This is a genomic window from Nocardia sp. NPDC004415 (genome assembly GCF_053602435.1).
The window spans coordinates 1-18776 of record NZ_JBSGDP010000058.1; the positions used below are offsets into that span (position 1 = coordinate 1).

The window sequence follows — 18776 nt, forward strand, 5'->3', positions numbered from 1 at the left end:
CCGTCGACCCGGCCAGGGCGCGCGGCTGGGCACTCCTGCGCACCGTCGAGGAGATGACCTGGGCGGCCGAGGACGAGGACGCCGAGATGCTCGCCCTGCACACCTCCGTCGCCCACGCCCTCGCCGACCTGCCCTTCACCTGACCGCTGACTAGGCTGGCCCACATGCAGTTGACGTGGGAGGGAGTCGGGCGGCGCTCGATGCTGGCCGAGGAGGAGGGCGAACGCCGGGATCGGCTCGCCGATGCGGCGCGGGCCGGGGAATGGGACGCCGTCTTCGAGCTGATCGCGAGCGGGGGCCGGGTGAACCTGTCGCGCCTGGGCGGCTGGTCGCGGTTCGCGCCGCTGCATCAGGCCGCGTATCAGGGCGCGCCGGTGTCGATCGTCAAGCGGCTGCTGGCTTTCGGTGCCTGGCGGACGCTGCGCACCACCGACGGGGAGACCGCCGCCGATATCGCCGCCGCGCGGGGCCACGACCATCTCGCGGTGCTGCTCGAGCCGGAACTGCTGCGCGAGGTGTCCGCGAGCACCCTGGCGCAACTCGAATGTCAGTTGCGGGCACTCATTTTCAGCCGCGCGTACGACCTGTGCGTGGAGAGCCGGTTCCGCACGCCGCCGGTGGGACCGGTGCTCGAATACCCGAAAGCCGTGCTGTGGTGCCCGATCCCGGGCATGTACGGCGGGTTCTCGATCACGCTCGACCCGGAGGTCACCGACGCGCTGCTGGTCGAGAGCTGGTGCCGGGTCGCGGGCGGTTTGGGGCAGCGGCACCGGGTCAGGGCCGACGGGTTCGAGCTCGTCGAGAAGGGGTTCGTCTGATCGTGGCCCGGCAGGTAACGTCGGCCTGCGAACCGGGGGACGGAAGGAACTGATCGTGCTGGATGTGGGGGCGAGTTTCGCCGGATACCGCCTGGAACGCGTGCTCGGCCAAGGCGGTATGGGCACGGTGTACCTCGCCCAGCATCCACGGCTGCCGCGCAGCGTGGCGCTGAAACTGCTCAATCGCGAGTTCTCCGGTGACCGGGAGCTCCAGCGGCGCTTCGAGCAGGAGGCCGATGTCGTCGCGCAGCTCGACCATCCGGGCATCGTCGGGGTGTTCGACCGGGGCAGCGACGACGGCTACCTGTGGATCGCCATGCAGTTCATCCGGGGCACCGACGCCGCCTCCTGGGATTCGCGCGCGCACGAACCGGAGGTCACCGCGCGGCTGATCGGCGAGACCGGCGCGGCGCTGGACTACGCCAACCAGCACGGCATCCTGCACCGCGACGTGAAACCGGGCAACATCCTCATCGCCGAAGCCGAACACAGCCTCCGCCAGCGCGCCGTGCTCACCGATTTCGGCATCGCCCGGGTGACCACCGCCGCCACCCAGCTCACCGCCACCGGCACCTTCACCGCCACCATCGCCTACGCCTCGCCCGAACAGCTCTCCGGCGAGGTCGTCGACCACCGCAGCGACCAGTACTCCCTGGCCTGCACCCTGTTCGCCCTCTACGCCGGGCACCCGCCGTACGCCTCGACCAACCCCGGCCAGGCGGTGATGGGCCACCTCTCCCAGCCGGTCCCGCGCCTGAGCGCGAGCAGGCCCGACCTGCCCGCCGCGATCGACGGCGTGATCGCCCGGGCCATGGCCAAGCGCCGCGACGAACGTTTCGGTAGCGCTTCGGAATTCACCGAGGCGATCCGCGACGCGCTGGAAGGCAAGCACATCGCGGCACCGGTGGTCTCGCGGCCCTGGACCGATCCATCGCAACCGGCACGGGGATCCGGCGAGTACGCACTGCCGGGTACCGGTGGACCGTCGTGGACCGGTGGGGCACAGCGCGAGTCGGGCGAGCATCGGCAGCCGTGGTCCGGGGCCGTGCGGCACCACGGCTCGGGTGAGCACCAGGCGACCGACGGGCGCGCCCGCCCCGGCTCCGGGGAGCACGCGCAGCAGCACGGCGCGGTGGCGCAGCCGTACGGGTTCGGTGCGCCCGCACAACACGGGTACGCCGGTCAGACACCACTGTGGCCGCAGCCGGAATACGGTGTGCCGGTCGGTGATCCGCGCAGGGCGATGGCACACGGCGCCGCGTGGCGGGCACAGCTCGGACCCGAGCCGAGCAAGACCGGGGCGATGCTGGTGGGCGTGTTCACCCTGCTGGTGAGCCTCGGCATCCTGGCCTTCACCATCTACGGCGTCACCGAGACGATGAAGGAGATCGACCGCGGCGACGACACCACCGGCTCCTTCATCGCGATCGCGGTGCTGCTCGTGGTTGTCGCCTTCACCGGCGGCGGCGCCGTGCTGCTGTTGTGCGCGCGCACCGCGGGGCGGGTGATGTCGATGATGACGGCGGTACTGATCGGCATCATCGCGCTGATCGTGGTGGTGGCGACCACGGTGCAGTCGGTGTACGTCGGCACCGTGATCAGCGGCGCGGTGTTCGTGCTCGCCGGAGCGCTGGTCGCCACCGCGGCCTCCTCGTCGACCGGCCGCTGGATCCGCTACCGCAAGGCGCTGCGCACCGGGCGCTGGTGAACCCTCACCGGCGCCGCAACGCGTCGAGCAGCGTGTTGACGATGGTGTTCTGGCGGGCCTCCTCGCGCAGGACCGCCGAGACGGGGATGCGCAGGCGGTGGTCGGTGAGGTCGAGGGTGAGCAGGCCCTTGGTGGGGCCCTCGTAGAGGATCGTCCAGGATTCGGGGCGGTTGAGCAGTTCCATGGTGGCGGTGTGGTCGGGCGGGATCGGCGGGCCGAAGGTGGGGCCGGTGGGCAGGTCGGCGAAGGCCGAGCGGATCAGGGTGTGCAGCAGCACCTGCTCCTGCTCCGGGGGCAGCAGCAGGGGGTAGGGGGCCAGGTCGGCCAGGGTGACGGCGCCGCGTTCGGCCAGCGGATGACTGCTGGAGATGGCGATCACCAGGTCCTCCACCCACAGTTGCTCGACCGCCAGCCCGGGCTGGTCCACGCTGCCGCGGATCAGCGCCAGATCGCAGTCCCCGTCGGCCACGGCGTTGATCCGCTGCCGGAACGGCTTGATCACGTATTCGATCTCGGCGTCGGGATGCGCGGCGCGGGCGGCGGCGATGGCCGAGAGCGAGGGCGCGGCGAAGGACATGTTCGCGGCCAGCCGCACGCGCGGCCCGGTGGTGCGCACGGCGGCGCGGATGGCCGACTCCAGGCTCAGCATCTGCTTGGCCAGCGGCAGCAGCCGTAGCGTGGCATCGGTGGGGACCACCGCGCGGGTCGTGCGCTCGAACAGCTGGGCCCCCAGATCACGTTCCAGTCTCGCGATCTGATGGCTGATCGCGGACTGGGAGATGAAGCAGCGGTTGGCCGCGCGGCTGAAACTGAGCTCCTCGCACACCGCGACGAAGTAGGCCAGTTGACGCAGTTCCACCAGGTAGCTCCCATTCATTAGTTATGCAGATAAGAGTGATCTCCAGTATGCGCCCAGGCAGTGGAAACATCTTCATTCCGCATCGCGTTTACTCATAGGAAAGGACTCATTACCGATCTTGGAGCGTTGTGATCATGGAACACACAGATGTCGTCATCGTCGGCTCGGGCTTCGGCGGGCTGGCCGCGGCGAAGCAGCTGGCCAAGTCACGAATCAACTACGTCCTGATCTCGAGCACGCCCGAGCACCTGTTCCAGCCGCTGCTGTACCAGGTCGCCACCGGGGTCCTCACCGCCGACGAGATCGCCCCGCCGATCAAGAACGTACTGCGCCGCGTGCCCACCGCCGACGTGCGCCTGGGCAAGGTCACCGGGATCGACGCCGACGCCGCCGTGCTCACCTATGAGACCGCCGAGGGCACCCGCCAGATCAGCTACGGCTCGCTCATCGCCGCCACCGGCGCCAGCCAGAGCTACTTCGGCCGCGACGACTTCGCCGAGAAGACCTTCTCGCTCAAGACCATCGACGACGCCCAGCGCCTGCGCGCCCAGATCGCCCGGGTCTTCGCCCAGGCCGAGCACGTCGACGAGGTGACCCGGCGCAAGCTGCTCAGCTTCGTGGTCGTCGGCGCGGGCGCCACCGGTGTCGAGGTCGCGGGCCAGATCAAGGAACTCGCCAAGCGCCACTTCCACCAGCCGGTCTCGGTGACCCTGGTCGAGGGCGCGGGCGAGGTGCTGCCGCCCTTCGGTGGCGGCCTGTCGGAGTACGCCAAGCGCTCGCTGACCGACAGCGGCGTCGAGGTGCTGCTCGGCACCTTCGTCACCGACATCGAGGAAGGCAAGGTGACCGTCCGCGACAAGGAGGGCATCGAGCGCCGCATCGCCGCGGAGACCGTGGTGTGGTCGGCGGGCGTGCAGGTCGGCGGGTTCGCGAAGCTGCTGGCCGAGGCCACCGGCGCCGAGACCGACCGCGCGGGCCGCCTGCTGATCAACCCCGACCTCACCGTCGGCGGCCACGCCGACATCTACGCCATCGGCGACATGACCTCGCTCAACGGCTACCCCGGCCAGTCGCCGGTGGCCATGCAGGAGGGCCGCCACGCCGCCGACATCATCCGCCGCAAGAAGCCGGCGGGCACGCCGTTCGTCTACTGGGACAAGGGCAGCATGGCTGTGATCAGCCGCTTCAGCGCGGTGGTCAAGCTCAACGAGAAGATCAGCTTCCGCGGCACCATCGCCTGGGCCATGTGGCTGGCCGTGCACCTGCTCTACCTGGTGGGCTTCCGCAACCGTTTCGCCGCGGTGGCCTCGTGGCTGGTCGCCTTCATCGGCACCGCGCGTCCGGGCTTCGCCGATCTGCCTCCGGCCTCGGCCCCGTTCCCGGCCCCGAAGGCCGATTCGGTACCGAAGGCCGACCAGGCGCCGACGGCCGAGCAGGCGCCGACGGCCGAGCAGGCGCCGACGGCCGAGCAGACGCCCGCGACTCCGCGGGACCGCGCCGAGGACGACAAGGCCGCCCGCGAACGCGTCACCGTCTGACCGAACTCCACGATCGACCCGTCGCCACTGGCGGCGGGTCGTCGTGCGCGCCGGGCAGTTCGACGGCAATCCCGCAGGTCGGCGAACGTTTCGAGACCGTTCGGTGAACGGGCGGTGTGACCGCGGTCTCGTTCACCGAGTCGGCATCGCGGCGACACTTCGCGGTCAGCCCGACGCCGATTCGGGCTGGCTTCATCAGCGGTATGACTATTACGTCAGTACTGTCGGCGCCCGCTCGTCCGACGGGCACAGGGGTGGAGAAGTCTCAGTACTCGCTGGTGGTGGCCTCGGACGCCGAACACCGCGAGGCCGCACAGCGTCTGCGCTATCAGGTGTTCGCCAACGAGCCGGGCTTCGTCATCCCGGACGACGGCACCGGCCGCGACGCGGACCGTTTCGACGAACACTGCGACCACCTGCTGGTGCGTGACGAGTTCACCCAGCAGTTCGTCGGCTGCTACCGCATGCTCCCGCCGGACAAGGTCGCCGCCGCGGGCGGGTACTACACCGCGACCGAATTCGACCTCACCCAGCTCGACCCGGCCGGGCACCGGATCGTCGAGATGGGCCGGGCCTGCGTGGTGCCCGACCACCGCAACGGCTCGGTGCTCACCCTGATGTGGGCGGGCATCCTGCACTACATCCAGCTCACCGGCTACGACTGGGTGATGGGCTGCGTCTCGGTGCCCATGCGCGACACCCCGCAGGACCCGGCCGGGGTCAATGTGCGCGGCGTGCGTGACCTGCTGCTCGGCCGTCACGCCTGCGATCCGGAGCGCCGGGTGCACCCGTACCGGCCGGTCGTCGTCGACGGTGTCGCCCTCGACGATCTCACCCCGCCGAGCAGGCCCAAGCTGCCGCCGCTGTTACGTGGCTACCTGCGCCTGGGCGCCGAGATCTGCGGCGAACCGGCGCACGACCCCGATTTCGCGGTCGCCGACTTCGTCGCGCTGCTCGGCATGGAAACCATCAACACCCGGTACCTGGAGCGGCTGCAGAGCGCGGCCGCCAATTTCGACGGGAAGTAACCGCCATGGTGTTCGACGCGCCGCCCGCCACCGCCTCGCATTCGTGGATGCCGTCGAGCCCCTGCGGGCCCGCCTGCATCGAGCCGATCGACGAGATCGGCACCGCCCGCACCCTGGCCCGGCTGGCCGGGGTGATCGGGCTGGTCCTGAGCTTCCCCGTGCTCACCGCGGCCACGCCGAAGGCCCGCCGCGAACAGATGCAGCGCCGTTACGCCCGCACCGCGTTGCGCTGCCTGGGCCTGCGGCTGCGGATCGTCGATCACCGTCACGAACCCGTCGACGGGTTCGCCGCCCCGGAGACCGGTGTGCTGGTGGTGGCCGGGCACATCGGCTGGGCGGATGTGCTCGCGCTGGCCGCCGTGCAGCCGGTCGGGTTCGTCGCCAGGGCCGACATGGTCGACTGGCCGGTGCTGGGCACCCTGGCCAAGCTCACCCGGGTGATCCCGATCGAGCGCGCCCGGCTGCGCGAACTGCCCGGCGTGGTCGACCGGATCGCGCGCAGGCTGGCCGACGGCCAGCGTGTGGCGGTCTTCCCCGAGGGCACCACCTGGTGCGGCCGCGCCTACGGCTCGCTGCGCCCCGCCCTGTTCCAGGCCGCGATCGACACCGCCACCCCCGTCCAGCCCGTGCGGCTGCGCTACCTCGACGGCGACGGGAACCCGTGCACCGTCCCCGCCTTCGTCGGCACCGACACCTTCGGTGACTCGGCCCGGCGCGTGCTGCGCAGCAAGGGCATGACCGTAGAGATCGTGCTGGAGCCGCGGCAGTGGCCCGGCACGGACCGCCGCGACCTGGCCCGGCGCTGCGCGGCGGCTGTGCGTGGCACCGACGCCTCCCGCCACGGACTGCTCGACACCGAGTGGATCGCCGCGGGCAGCACCCGCGTGCAGGATCCGTCGGTGGGGGAGCGGGCACCGATTCGCCGAACGGTGATGGCTACTCGCTGGTAATCAGTTATGTTCGTTTAGTACATCCCGGGGAACGCGACGCGGTCCCCGGGATGTGGCGTCGTGGGGGCACCTTTCGCTGAGGATGTGCTGGTCGGCGCCGATCGGCGCGGGCGAACCGGAATGTGAAACGCTCGCGTCCGTTCGGCGGCGAACGGTCCGGGTGAATGCCCTGCGTATGGCGCGTACAACAAACTGGGCAGTCGGCTATACCTATTCGTCGGAACGTTCAAACCTCTGGATTGCCGCTGGGCGGAAATTGATGAGATATTTGCCGTACCGTCCCGCGGGATTTCGCCGATACCCCGTGTAGCCGAGAGTCCGGGTGACGTTCCGGACGGACGAGTGCAGGGTGAAGGGAATCGAAGACCGGTGACCGAGCAAGCTTCTGGCGTACGCCGTCCCGTCCCCCGCCGATCCCGCCGCGCTCCGGTGTCCACCCTGCCCCGGCTGCTGCTGGCCGCCGTGGAACGCGCCCCCGACGCCCCCGCCCTCCGCTTCGCCGGGCGCGGTGTCACCTACACCGAACTCGACCAGCGCTCCTCGCAGCTGGCCCGGGTGCTCATCGGCCGCGGCGTCGGCCCCGGTGACCGGGTGGTCCTGGCACTGACCCGCTCGATCGAGGCCGTGGTAGCGGTGTGGGCGGTCGCCAAGACCGGCGCCGCGTTCGTCCCCGTCGACCCGCGGTACCCGGCCGAGCGTGTCGCGCACATGCTCGCCGACTCCGGCGCCGGATTCGGCGTGGCCACCGCCGCCGACGCCACCCGCCTCGACGCCGGACTGCGCTGGCTCGCCCTGGACTCCGCCGACTGCGCGGCCGAGCTGGCCGCCGCCTCCGACGCGCCGGTGCTCGCGGGCGACCGCACCCGCAGGCTCTACCCCGACGACATCGCCTACGTCATCTACACCTCCGGGTCCACCGGCGTGCCCAAGGGCGTCGCCGTCACCCACACCGGCCTGGCCGGGCTCTGCGCCGAGCAGATCCGCCGCTTCGGTATCACCGGCGCCGCGCGCACCCTGCACTTCGCCTCGCCCAGCTTCGACGCGAGCATTCTCGAACTGCTGCTGGCGATCGGCGCGAGCTCGACCATGGTCATCGTCGAGCCCGAGATCTACGGCGGCGACGAACTGGCCGAGCTGCTGCGCGCCGAACGGGTCAGCCACGCCTTCATCACCCCGGCGGCGCTGGCGGGCGTCGACGCCACGGCGCTGCCGGACCTGGCGGCCATCGTGGTCGGCGGCGAGGCCTGCCCGCCGGACCTGATCGCCCGCTGGTCGGCCGGTCGCCGGTTCTACAACCTGTACGGACCCACCGAGACCACCGTGGCGGCCTCGATCAGCGACCCACTCACCCCCGGCGACCTGATCACCATCGGCGCCCCGATCCCCGGCATGACCGCACTGGTCCTCGACGCGCGCCTGCGCCCGGTCCCGGACCGGGTGCCCGGCGAGCTCTACCTGTCCGGCCCCGGCCTGGCACGCGGCTACCACGCCCGCGCGGGGCTCACCGCCGCGCGTTTCGTCGCCGACCCGGTCACCGGCGGACGCCTCTACCGCACCGGCGACCTGGTGAAATGGGAACGCACCGCCGACGGCTCGACCCAGCTGGCCTTCCTCGGCCGCACCGACGCGCAGGTGAAACTGCGCGGCTTCCGCATCGAACTCGGCGAGGTCGACGCGGTACTCGCCGCCGAGGACACCGTCCGCACGGCGACGACCCTGGTCCGCACCCTGCCCAGCGGCGCCGACGCCCTCGTCGCCTATGTGGTGCCCGTGCCCGGCGCCACCGTCGACACCGCCGCGCTGACCCGCCGCGCCGAACAGCGTCTGCCCCAGCACGCCGTACCCGCCGCGATCGTGGTCATCGACCGGCTGCCGCTGACCCCGGTCGGCAAGCTCGACCACCGCGCCCTGCCCGAACCCGAGCTCACCGCACGCGCTGTCGAGGCACCGCGCACCGCCACCGAGACGACGGTCGCCACGATCTTCGCCGAGCTGCTCGGCGCCGACGAGATCGGCCGCGACGACGACTTCTTCGCCCTCGGCGGCAACTCCCTGCTCGCCACCCAGCTCGCGGGCCGGCTCGGCGCGGCCACCGCGATCCGGGTGCCCGCCCGCACCGTCTTCGAACACGCCACGGTGGCCCGGCTGGCCGCCGCCCTCGACGACTTGACCGGCGCCGCCTCGGCCCGTGTCCCGCTCACCCGCCGCGAGCGTGGTCCCCGCGTGCCGCTCTCGCTCGCCCAGCAGCGCATGTGGTTCCTGGCCCGGCTCGACCCCGGGTCCAGCTCCTACAACATCCCGGCCGCTCTGCGTCTGTCCGGCCCGCTCGACACCGCCGCCTTGACCGCCGCCTTCGGCGACGTGCTCGACCGGCACGAAGTCCTGCGCACCGTGTACCCCGAGATCGACGGTGCCGGGTACCAGCAGGTGCTGCCCACCGCCGAGGCCGGATTCGACCTCGCGGTCCGGTCCGTCGCGCAGGACGATCTGCGCGTGGAACTGGCCCGGCTGACCGCGGGCGGTTTCGACCTGTGCGCGCGAGTTCCGGTGCGCGCCGCCCTGTTCCAGCTCACCCTCACCGAACACGTGCTGGCGGTGGTCGTGCACCACATCGCCACCGACGGTTTCTCGCTCGGACCGCTCACCCGTGACCTGGTGAGCGCCTACAGCGCCCGCGCCCACGGCACCGCGCCCACCTGGCAGCCGCTGCCGGTCCAGTACGCCGACTACACGCTCTGGCAGCGCGAGCTCCTCGGTGCGGCCGAGGACCCCGGCTCGCTGCTGGCCCAGCAGCTCGACTACTGGCGCGGCGAACTCGCCGGTGTCCCGACCCTGCTGGAACTGCCCACGGACCGGCCCCGGCCGCCGGTCGCGGGCAGCCGCGGCGCCGCGCACCATTTCGTGCTCGACGCCGCATTGCACCGCGCGCTGGAGGATCTCGCGCGCGAGCACAACGCGTCACTGTTCATGGTGGTTCGGGCCGCGCTCGCGGTGCTGCTGGCCCGCGTCGCCGGCACCGACGACGTCACCGTCGGCGCCCCGGTCGCCGGACGGGGCGAACCCGAACTCGACGACCTGGTCGGCATGTTCGTCAACACCGTCGTGCTGCGCACCCGGGTCGACGCCGCCGAATCCTTCGCCGCCCTGCTCGATCGGGTCCGCGAGACCGACCTGGCCGCCTTCGCGCACGCCGACATCCCGTTCGAAAGCCTGGTCGCCGAACTGGATCCGCCGCGCTCGCAGGCCCACCACCCGCTGTACCAGGTGGCGCTGTCGTTCCAGAACTTCGCGGGCGCGCGGCTGGAACTGCCCGATCTGATCGTCTCGGCCGTCGACCTCGGTGACGAGGTGGCGCCGACCGACCTGCAGCTCACGGTCGTGCCGCAGCCCGATGCCGCCGGACTGCGCTGCTCCTGGCGCTATGCCACCGACCTGTTCGACGAGTCGAGCATGGCCACCCTCGGCCTGCGGCTGGCCGGGCTGCTCGCCGCCGCCGTCGCCGCGCCGCAGCGGCCCGTCGGCGACCTGCCGCTGCTGGTCGAGGCCGAGCACACCGAGCCCGTGGGCGAGGTGCGGCCGATCCCGGATGTGACCCTGCTGGACGCCTTCCGGGCGCAGGCGCTGCGCGATCCCGCCGCGCCCGCGGTGACCGCCGGCGAACTGACCCTCACCTACGGCGAGCTCGCGGACCGGGTCAACCGGCTGGCCCGGCTGCTGGTGGCCACCGGGGTGGGCCCCGGCAGCACGGTCGGCGTGGCGATCCGGCCCTCGACCGAACTGGTCGTCGCCATGTACGCGGTGTTCGCCGCGGGCGGTGCCTACGTCCCGATCGACCCGGACGCCCCCGCCGAACGCCGTGCCGACATCGTGTCCGTCGCGCGCCCGGTGTGCGTGCTGACCACCTCCGGTGATGCCGTCGAGGTCCCGGACGTGCCGCTCGTCGCCGTCGATCTCGTCGTGAGTTCCGGTGCGCTGTCGGCCTTCCCGGCCCGGTGGCTGACCGACGCCGACCGGCTGCGGCCGCTGCGCGCCCTCGACCTGGCGTACGTGATCTTCACCTCGGGGTCGACGGGCAAGCCCAAGGGTGTCGGTGTGCCGCACGCGGCCATCGTCAACCAGGCGGCGTTCATGGTCGGCGAATACACGGTCGGGCCGTCCGATGTGGTGCTGCAATCGATTCCGTTCACCTTCGACGCGTCCATGATCGGTTTCGCGACCCCGCTGCGGGCGGGCGCGCACATGATCGTCGCCGCCGCACGGGGGCTCACCGATCCGGCCTACCTCGCGGAGACCATCGCGCGACACCGGGTCACCGGCACCACCATCGTGCCGTCGGTCCTGCAGATGCTGCTGTCCGCGGCTCCCGTCGACGCGCTGCGTTCGCTGCGCGCGGTCTGGGTCGGTGGCGAGGCGCTGCCGAACGCGACCGTCGACCGGTTCACCGCCGCCACCACGGGCAGGCTGCACAACCTCTACGGCCCCACCGAGGCCACCGTGTCGATCACCGGCGCCGATGTCACCGACGTGGGCGAGGGCGTCGTCCCGATCGGTCTGCCGCACTGGAACTCCCGCGCCTACGTCCTCGACGCCCGGCTGCGGCCGGTGCCGCTGGGCACGCCCGGCGAGCTGTATCTGGCAGGCGCCCAGCTGGCGCGCGGCTACCTGGGCAGCCCGGACAAGACCACCGAACGGTTCGTCGCCGACCCCTACGGTCCCGTCGGCGAACGTATGTACCGCACCGGTGACCTGGTGCGCAGGCTCCCGACCGGCGAGATCACCTACCTCGGCCGCACCGACGTCCAGCTCAAACTGCACGGTCTGCGCATCGAGCCGGGCGAGATCGAAGCCGCCCTGCGCACCCACCCGGCGGTGGCGGGCGCGGCGGTCGCGGTGCGTCACGAACAGCTCGTCGGCTATGTCACCCCGGTGGCAGGCCAGGCCGTCGACATCGCCGAGGTGCTCGCGGCCGTGCGGAACCTGCTGCCGCCCTACCTGATTCCGCACCGGCTGCTGGTGCTCGACGAGTTCCCGCTCGGCGCCACCGGCAAGCTCGACCGCAAGGCCCTGCCCACCCCGGCCAAGGAAGTCCGCGCCTACACGGCCCCGGCCACCGACGACGAACAGGTCGTCGCCGAGGTCTTCGCCGAGATCCTCGAACTCGACCGGGTCGGCCGCGACGACGACTTCTTCGTCCTCGGCGGCACCTCGCTCTCGGCCATCCGGGTCCGCGCGGCACTGACCGAGCGGCTCGGCGTCGACGTCGCGCTGCGCCTGCTGTTCAGCTATCCGCTGGTCAGCGATCTGGCGCTGGCGGTGCGCGACGAGTCGGCGGCCTCGGCCACCGGCCCCGACCCGGCCGCCGACATCGTCCTCGATCCGGCGATCGACCCCACCGGCTGCGCACCGGCCCGTCCCGGCGCCCCGCGCACGATCCTGCTCACCGGTGCCACCGGGTTCCTCGGCAGCTTCCTGCTGCGCGAGCTGCTCACCCACACCGACGCCACCATCCACTGCCTGGTCCGCGCCACCGACGACGCCACCGCCGTGGACCGGGTCGTCGCCACCGCCGCCAAGTACGGCATCGACCTGTCCGGCGCGCGGGACCGGCTGGTCGGCGTGCCCGGCGATCTCGGCAGGCCCGGCCTCGGGATCGACCCGTCGCGCTTCGCCGAACTCGCGGACGGGATCGACGCGATCTACCACAACGGCGCGCTGGTCAACCATCTCGAACCGTACGGGCGCATGCGCGCGGCCAATGTCGGTGGCACCACCGAGGTGCTGCGGCTGGCCACCACCGCGCGGCTCAAGCCCGTGCACTACGTCTCGACGCTGTCGGTGCTGGCCGGAATCCCGCAGGACAGCGGCATTCCCGGCGGCCTGCCCGGCTACGCGATGACCAAGTGGGTGGCCGAGCAGCTCGTCTACACCGCGATCGAGCGCGGCGTCCCGATCGCCGTCTACCGGCCGGGTCTGATCACCGGTGACTCGGTCAGCGGTGCCGCCCCCGCCGAGGACGCCTGGTGGACGATGCTGCGCGCCATGCTCGTGCTCGGCGTCGCCGTGGACGTGCGCGCCATCGGCGTCGAGATGGCACCGGTCGACCATGTCGCCGCGGGCATCGTGGGCCGTTCCCTGGACCCCGCCGCCCTCGGCAACACCTACCGCGCCGCCGGGTCGCAGGTCCCGCTGCAACTGGTCTACGAGGAGATCCGCCGCCGCGACTACCGCTTCGAATTCGTCGACCCGATCGAATTCGGCCTGACCCTCACCACCGCCGCCGAACACCCCGACGCCGACCCGATCCTGGCCAGGGCCTCGGCCCTGAGCGGCAACTACGCGGCGGTGCTGGCCAAGGCGACCCCGGCCACGGTGCTCACCGCGGTCGAGGCGGGCGCCCCGCAGGAGGTCTTCCGCGGGCTGCCGATCGACTTCCCGCCGGTCGACGCCGAGGTCATCCGCCGCTACTTCGACCACTACATCGAGACCGGCTTCTTCCCGGCGCCGGGCGGTCACCTGCAACCGGCGTAGGGGTCAGGGGCCGAAGGCGCGCAGGGTGCGGTCGACCAGCGCGTCGGCGTAGTCGTCGGTGAGCGGGCCCGAGCGCAGCAGCCAGCGCTGGAACAGCGGCGCGTAGAGCAGCTCGAGGAGCAGGTCGAGGTCGGCGTCGGGGTCGAGCTGCCCCGCCCGCTGGGCGCTGCGCAGCCGCTGCTTCTTGAGTTCGTCGACCGGGCCCGCCAGCTTCTCGCGGTACTGGGCGGCGAGCTCGGGATCGGTGATGATCTCGGTGTTGAGCGCGCGGATCGGGCGCTCGAAGGCCGGATCGGCGAATTCGGCCACGGTGGCGCGCAGCACGAGTTTCAGGTCGGCGGCCAGGTCGCCGGTGTCGGGCAGCGCCATCTCCTGGCCGTCGGCGGCCTCGCTGAGCGCGAGGAACGCGTCGAAGATCACCGCGCCCTTGGACGGCCACCACCGGTAGATGGTCTGCTTGCCCACCCCGGCCTTCGCCGCGATGGCCTCGATGGTGACCTTGCCGTAGCCGACCTCGGAGACCAGCTCCCGGGTGGCGGCGAGGATGGCCTGGCGCGAGCGTTCGCTGCGCCGTGAAGTCGCCGGACCGCGATCGTTCGTCATTCCGGCAGACTACCACTGGAACGAGACGAGACGGTTCGTTCGATGAACCCCGCGGGAGCCGCGCAGGCTCCCGCGGGGACAGGTCACTTCGCGTAGTCGTAGAACCCGCGACCCGACTTGCGGCCGAGGCGGCCCGCGTCGACCATCCGGCGCAGCAGGGCAGGCGGAGCGTAGTGCGGCTCGGCGAACTCGGCGTAGAGCGACTCGGCGGCGGCCAGCGCGATGTCGAGGCCGACGGTGTCGAGCAGGGTCAGCGGGCCCATCGGGTAGCCGCAGCCGCCCTTCATGGCCGCGTCGATGTCCTCGGCGGTGGCGTAGCCGGACTCGAGCATCCGGATGGCCGAGCACAGGTAGGGGATGAGCAGCGCGTTGACGATGAAGCCGGAGCGGTCACCGGCCTGCACGGTCAGCTTGCCCAGGGTGTTCTTGGCGTAGTCGGTGACGGCCGCGGCCGCTTCCGGCGCGGTCACCAGGGTGGAGATGATCTCCACCAGCGGCATCACCGGCACCGGGTTGAAGAAGTGCACGCCGACCACGCGCTCGGGCCGCTCGGTGGCACCGGCCACCTTGATCACCGGGATCGAGGAGGTGTTGGTGGCCAGGATGCCCTCGGGCTTGACGATCTTGTCGAGCTTGCCGAAGATGTCGTACTTCACGGCCTCGATCTCGGGCGCGGCCTCGATCACCAGGTCGCGATCGGCGAACTCCTCGATGTCGAGGGTGACCCGCACGCGCGCGAGCACGGCGTCGGCGTCGTCCTGGGTGATCTTGCCCTTGGTGACGCCCCGGCCGATCGAGGCGGCGATGCGCTGCTCGGCGGCCTCTGCGAACTCCGGCTTGGTCTCGAGCACCAGCACTTCGCTGCCCGCCTTGGCGCAGACCTCCGCGATTCCGGCACCCATGGTGCCGCCACCGATCACACCGATCAACTTCACTGCTGTCACTCCCACTATCGAGTAGCCCTGTAGATCACAGAATCATTTCATGGCCCATCGCGTGCGGATCGATCCGGCGGTGGCGACGAAATTCACATCTGTCCGTCACCAGGGGTGGGCCCGCCGCTGCCGGACGCGCGGTCTCGTGTCGCGGGCCGATAACAGTGCTTAGTGAAAATAACGATCCCGCAGGGCCGGTAACCGCCGCCGATGCCCCGGCGAACTGGCATGAACAGCATTCGATTCCTGGGGAGGACATCATGCAGCACAACCTGTTTCGGCATTCGGCCCGGCGCATCGGGATCGGCGCGGGTGCGGTCTCGATCGTGGCGGCCGGCCTGTTCCCGCTGTCGGCCGCTCCGGCCGCGGCCCAGTACGGCTGGCCCCTGTGCGGGGTGACCAGCGCCCCACAGACCCGGGCCGCCGGCTCGGCGATCGACGACCGCTACCACAGCGACCCGGCCCTGCGTGATCTGCTCGGCGCCCCCACCGGCCCCGAACGCGAGAGCGAGGAAGGCGGAGTGTTCCTGCGCGACTACGCCGGTCCGCCTGGATGGCCCGCGATCCTGTACTCGCGCGCCGACACCGGCGTCCACGAGGTGCACGGCCTGATCAAGGAGACCATGTGGAACGCGGGCGGTCACCGCGCCACCGGCGTCCCCATCACCGACAGTGCCCGACCGCCGAATCCGGCGGCCGCTACAACCATTTCAGCCGCGGCGGCACCACCCCCGAGTCCTCGATCTACTGGCGCCCCGGCGAAGCGGCCCACTGGGTCCACGACTACGGCCAGAACGGCTACGGCATCCACGCCAAGTGGGCCGACTCCGGCTGGGAGACCGGCCGTTACGGCTGGCCCACCACCAACACCATGAGCCTGGACAACGGCACCTACACCCACTTCACCGGCGACGACCAGCAGGGCGCCTCGATCTACTGGAGCCCCGACACCGGCCCCCACGGCGTCAACGGCCGCGTCCGCGACCGCTGGGCCGCCCTCGGCTGGGAACGCTCCTACCTCGGCTACCCCACCACCGACGAATACGACACCCCCACCGGCAAACGCTCCGACTTCACCGGCGGCTGCGTCACCTGGAACCGCACCACCGGCGCGGTGGTCGACTCGCCGACCTGCTGATTTCCCGGTTGCCGGGCGCAGGCGCCATCGCCCCGGGCGCTATCGGGGTCGCAGGCCGCGCAGGGCGAGGTCGGCGACGTCGTCGGCGAAGGATGCGTCGTGGGGGCCGGGGGAGATGAGCAGGCGGTAGTAGAGCTGGCCGTAGACGAGTTCGATCACGCGGGACGGGTCGATGTCGGGGGCGATGTGGCCCTGGTCCTGGGCGCGGCGGATCCAGGTGGCGACGCGGGCGCGGGCGGGGTCGATGAGGCGGCGACGTAGTTCGGCGGCGAGGTCCGGGTCGTGCTGGGCCTCGCCGACCAGCCAGGACAGGACCGGCAGCTGATCGCCGACCGCGTGGACCCAGGTGTCGGTGATGAGTTCGCGCAGCGCGGCCGGGAAGTCGGCGTCGGGGGGTGCCTCGAAGCTCTTGGACTGCTGGCCTTCGACCCGCTGGGCCAGGGCATCCAGGACGACCGCGCCTTTGGACGGCCACCAGCGGTAGATGGTGCGTTTGCCGACGCCCGCGCGCTCGGCGATGCCTTCGATGCTGACCTTGGCCAGGCCGCCTTCCGCGGCCATGGCCAGCGCCGCGTCGAGGATCCGGGTGGTCGACTCAACACGAAAGGCACCCCCATGCGCAATGAGCTGTACGACTACAGCCCGATCATCGACCGGCCCGCGATCGCCTGGCCCGGAGGTGCGCGAGTGGCGTTCTATGTCGGCCTCAATGTCGAGCACTTCGTCCTGGGCAAGCCATCGACCAGCATCAATCAGGGGACCGCGGAACTGGTCCCCGATCCGCTGAACCACGGCTGGCGCGACTACGGTCCGCGGGTTGGCATCTGGCGGATGATCGAGGCGTTCGACCGCCACGGTGTGCGCCCGAGCGTGCTGCTCAATTCCGATGTGGCCGAGAACTATCCGCAGATCATCGATGCCGGTGTGGCGCGTGATTGGGCGTGGCTCGCGCACGGCAAGAACAACTCCACCGTGCAGGCCGAGGTCGAGGCACAGGAACTCGCCTACCTCACCGAGGTCGTCGACACCATCGAGACGGCCACCGGCCGCCGTCCTCGCGGCTGGATGGGCCCCGCCCTGAGCGAGACCTTCCAGACCCCCGCGCTGCTGGCCGGACTCGGCCTCGACTACGTGCTGGACTGGACCGGCGACGACCAGCCGTTCTGGCTGAACTCGCCCGGCATGATGAGCCTGCCCTACACCGTGGAACTCAACGACCTGGGCTTGTTCACCGCCCACTCCATCACCGGTCCCGATTTCGTCCAGATCGTCAAGGATCAGCTGGACCAGCTCTACGCCGACTCCGAGCGCAGCGGCCGCGTCCTGTCCCTGGCCCTGCACCCCTTCGTCACCGGCCAGGCCTTCCGCCTCAAATACCTCGACCAGGCGCTGGAATACGTGGTCGGCCACCCGGGAGTCTGGAACACCACCAGCGACGAGATCGCCGCCCATTTCGCCGCGACGACCCGGGGGTCCGAGCGGTAGTGCGGTCTCGGCGCGGGAATAGCCCACGCCGACAAGGGAATCGGGCCGCTCGGCTTCGTTCGGGTGTCGCCGGTAAAGCTGGTCAGGCCGGGTCGGGCTGGGCAGGCCCGTGCCCAGGGCTCCGGAATAGGCGGTCCGCCACCCCGGCGTCGGGATCGCCGTCGCGCTGCCGCTTGCGCCTGGCCCAGGCGTCATCGAAGAGTTCCCAGCCGTCGCGACGTCCCGCGGTGCGCGTCTGGTCCATCCACCCCGCGTCGACGGCCGCGTCGACGAAGGCCCGGACCACCCCGGGCATATTCAGATTCAGCCGTCGATCACCGTCCCGGATCTCCCCGGCCCCCGACCCCCAGCCATCCGGAACACGCCGCTGCCCCTCGGGCCGGAACGCCAACGTCAACCCCGTCGCCGTCCCACGCGCCCGTACCCGCAGCACTTCCTCACAGCCGTCCACGTGCCGGTGATACGTCGTCCAGAAGTACTGTCGCTCACCCACCGTCAGCACCCGGCGTCGGCGCTCTTTCGTCACCGGCCGATGCTAAGTCCCGTGGCGGCACCCCGCCTACTGGTTCGTCAGTCGTTGACGGACTCGGCGGTGCTCGGCGCACCGCCACTGCCTCGTCGGTACTCGCGGAGGTATTCGGCATGCCATCGTGCCCAGTCCAGGTAGTGCTCGTCGGTGCTCGCCCGGTACCGGCGGTAGAGGCCGCGCGCGGTCTGCAAGGATCGGCGAGCCTGGCGGGCTGCTCGACGTGCGGCGGAGTGGGCGGAGCGGCCGGTCGGTCCCGAACATCGGGGCCAGCAGAGCGCGCCCCAGCGGATTGGCCGCAGCGATGTCGAGCTGGTCGGTGAACAGCACCGCGGGCGTCGCCGACACCGTTGCATGGGACGGAGACGAGTTCGCCGACGGGACGATCGCCCGAGAAGGAGAGGACACATGGCCGACGAGCAGAACACCGGATGGACCGGCGGACAGCGCGCCTTCGGCGACTTCGCCCCCGGCCTGGCGGCCACTACACCGACCACGCTCGCCTTCCACCACGATTTCGCCCGCCGCAACGGCGTCACCGAGGCGGAGTTGAAGGAAGCCATCACCCACCTCGCGTTCTACGCCGGGTGGCCGAACGGGATGGGCGCGATGACGGCCGCCAAGCGGGTCTTCGGCGCGAACGACTGAACAGCCACGACC

At 71.2% G+C, this 18776-nt stretch carries 15 protein-coding genes; 9 read left to right on the forward strand and 6 right to left on the reverse strand.

Annotated features, from left to right (window positions below):
• Positions 1-164: 164 nt before the first annotated feature.
• A complete protein-coding gene (locus tag ACWEMY_RS23205; protein WP_452391710.1) occupies positions 165-818 on the forward strand; it encodes an ankyrin repeat domain-containing protein in 654 nt (217 codons plus the stop codon).
• 55 nt (positions 819-873) lie between these two features.
• The gene (locus tag ACWEMY_RS23210; RefSeq protein WP_452391711.1) at positions 874-2526 is read left to right on the forward strand and encodes a protein kinase domain-containing protein; all 1653 of its coding nucleotides are present in this window, start codon (positions 874-876) and stop codon (positions 2524-2526) included.
• A gap of 4 nt (positions 2527-2530) precedes the next feature.
• On the opposite strand, the gene ACWEMY_RS23215 is transcribed toward ACWEMY_RS23210, so the two are convergent.
• Positions 2531-3385, reverse strand: a complete 855-nt coding sequence (locus ACWEMY_RS23215; protein ID WP_375929390.1) for a LysR family transcriptional regulator — start codon at positions 3383-3385, stop codon at positions 2531-2533.
• A 134-nt stretch (positions 3386-3519) separates the two neighbouring features.
• Here ACWEMY_RS23215 and ACWEMY_RS23220 point away from each other — a divergent pair, with 134 nt between their 5' ends.
• The 4 genes from ACWEMY_RS23220 to ACWEMY_RS23235 all read left to right on the forward strand — a co-directional run bounded on the left by ACWEMY_RS23220 (position 3520) and on the right by ACWEMY_RS23235 (position 13429).
• The gene (locus ACWEMY_RS23220; protein ID WP_452391712.1) at positions 3520-4923 is read left to right on the forward strand and encodes an NAD(P)/FAD-dependent oxidoreductase; all 1404 of its coding nucleotides are present in this window, start codon (positions 3520-3522) and stop codon (positions 4921-4923) included.
• Positions 4924-5126: 203 nt separating this feature from the next.
• Positions 5127-5951 (forward strand): GNAT family N-acetyltransferase, encoded by an 825-nt coding sequence (locus tag ACWEMY_RS23225; RefSeq protein WP_375929388.1) that lies wholly within the window; start codon positions 5127-5129, stop codon positions 5949-5951.
• Between the two features lie 5 nt (positions 5952-5956).
• Entirely contained in the window at positions 5957-6901 is a 945-nt protein-coding gene (locus ACWEMY_RS23230; RefSeq protein WP_452391713.1) for a lysophospholipid acyltransferase family protein, read from the forward strand.
• 369 nt (positions 6902-7270) lie between these two features.
• Positions 7271-13429, forward strand: coding sequence for an amino acid adenylation domain-containing protein (locus ACWEMY_RS23235; RefSeq protein WP_452391714.1), 6159 nt, complete (start codon positions 7271-7273; stop codon positions 13427-13429).
• Between the two features lie 3 nt (positions 13430-13432).
• Here the strand turns inward: ACWEMY_RS23235 and ACWEMY_RS23240 are convergent, their stop codons facing one another.
• Positions 13433-14032, reverse strand: coding sequence for a TetR/AcrR family transcriptional regulator (locus tag ACWEMY_RS23240; RefSeq protein WP_452391715.1), 600 nt, complete (start codon positions 14030-14032; stop codon positions 13433-13435).
• An 83-nt stretch (positions 14033-14115) separates the two neighbouring features.
• Complete coding sequence (locus tag ACWEMY_RS23245; protein WP_452391716.1) at positions 14116-14967, reverse strand: 3-hydroxybutyryl-CoA dehydrogenase; 852 nt, start codon at positions 14965-14967, stop codon at positions 14116-14118.
• 625 nt (positions 14968-15592) lie between these two features.
• On the opposite strand from ACWEMY_RS23245, the gene ACWEMY_RS23250 reads away from it, so the two are divergent.
• Entirely contained in the window at positions 15593-16105 is a 513-nt protein-coding gene (locus ACWEMY_RS23250; protein WP_452391717.1) for an LGFP repeat-containing protein, read from the forward strand.
• A gap of 39 nt (positions 16106-16144) precedes the next feature.
• Here ACWEMY_RS23250 and ACWEMY_RS23255 read toward each other — a convergent pair whose 3' ends face one another.
• A complete protein-coding gene (locus ACWEMY_RS23255; protein WP_452391718.1) occupies positions 16145-16825 on the reverse strand; it encodes a TetR/AcrR family transcriptional regulator in 681 nt (226 codons plus the stop codon).
• On the opposite strand from ACWEMY_RS23255, the gene ACWEMY_RS23260 reads away from it, so the two are divergent.
• Entirely contained in the window at positions 16721-17590 is an 870-nt protein-coding gene (locus tag ACWEMY_RS23260) for a polysaccharide deacetylase family protein (RefSeq protein WP_452391719.1), read from the forward strand. The genes ACWEMY_RS23255 and ACWEMY_RS23260 overlap by 105 nt on opposite strands.
• An 82-nt stretch (positions 17591-17672) precedes the next feature.
• Here ACWEMY_RS23260 and ACWEMY_RS23265 read toward each other — a convergent pair whose 3' ends face one another.
• Both ACWEMY_RS23265 and ACWEMY_RS23270 read right to left on the reverse strand, forming a co-directional pair.
• Positions 17673-18116, reverse strand: coding sequence for a hypothetical protein (locus ACWEMY_RS23265; protein ID WP_452391720.1), 444 nt, complete (start codon positions 18114-18116; stop codon positions 17673-17675).
• Positions 18117-18160: 44 nt separating this feature from the next.
• A complete protein-coding gene (locus ACWEMY_RS23270) occupies positions 18161-18310 on the reverse strand; it encodes a hypothetical protein (RefSeq protein WP_452391721.1) in 150 nt (49 codons plus the stop codon).
• 214 nt (positions 18311-18524) lie between these two features.
• Here ACWEMY_RS23270 and ACWEMY_RS23275 point away from each other — a divergent pair, with 214 nt between their 5' ends.
• Complete coding sequence (locus ACWEMY_RS23275; protein WP_452391722.1) at positions 18525-18764, forward strand: carboxymuconolactone decarboxylase family protein; 240 nt, start codon at positions 18525-18527, stop codon at positions 18762-18764.
• Positions 18765-18776 lie beyond the last annotated feature (12 nt).

What these genes read in the sequence shown, in the direction of transcription:
- ACWEMY_RS23205 (WP_452391710.1), top strand. Translation starts at nt 165, where the DNA reads ATGCAGTTGACGTGGGAGGGAGTCGGGCGGCGCTCGATGCTGGCCGAG.
- ACWEMY_RS23220 (WP_452391712.1), top strand. Translation starts at nt 3,520, where the DNA reads ATGGAACACACAGATGTCGTCATCGTCGGCTCGGGCTTCGGCGGGCTG.
- ACWEMY_RS23225 (WP_375929388.1), top strand. Translation starts at nt 5,127, where the DNA reads ATGACTATTACGTCAGTACTGTCGGCGCCCGCTCGTCCGACGGGCACA.
- ACWEMY_RS23230 (WP_452391713.1), top strand. Translation starts at nt 5,957, where the DNA reads ATGGTGTTCGACGCGCCGCCCGCCACCGCCTCGCATTCGTGGATGCCG.
- ACWEMY_RS23240 (WP_452391715.1), bottom strand. Translation starts at nt 14,032, where the DNA reads ATGACGAACGATCGCGGTCCGGCGACTTCACGGCGCAGCGAACGCTCG.
- ACWEMY_RS23260 (WP_452391719.1), top strand. Translation starts at nt 16,721, where the DNA reads ATGCGCAATGAGCTGTACGACTACAGCCCGATCATCGACCGGCCCGCG.
- ACWEMY_RS23275 (WP_452391722.1), top strand. Translation starts at nt 18,525, where the DNA reads ATGGCCGACGAGCAGAACACCGGATGGACCGGCGGACAGCGCGCCTTC.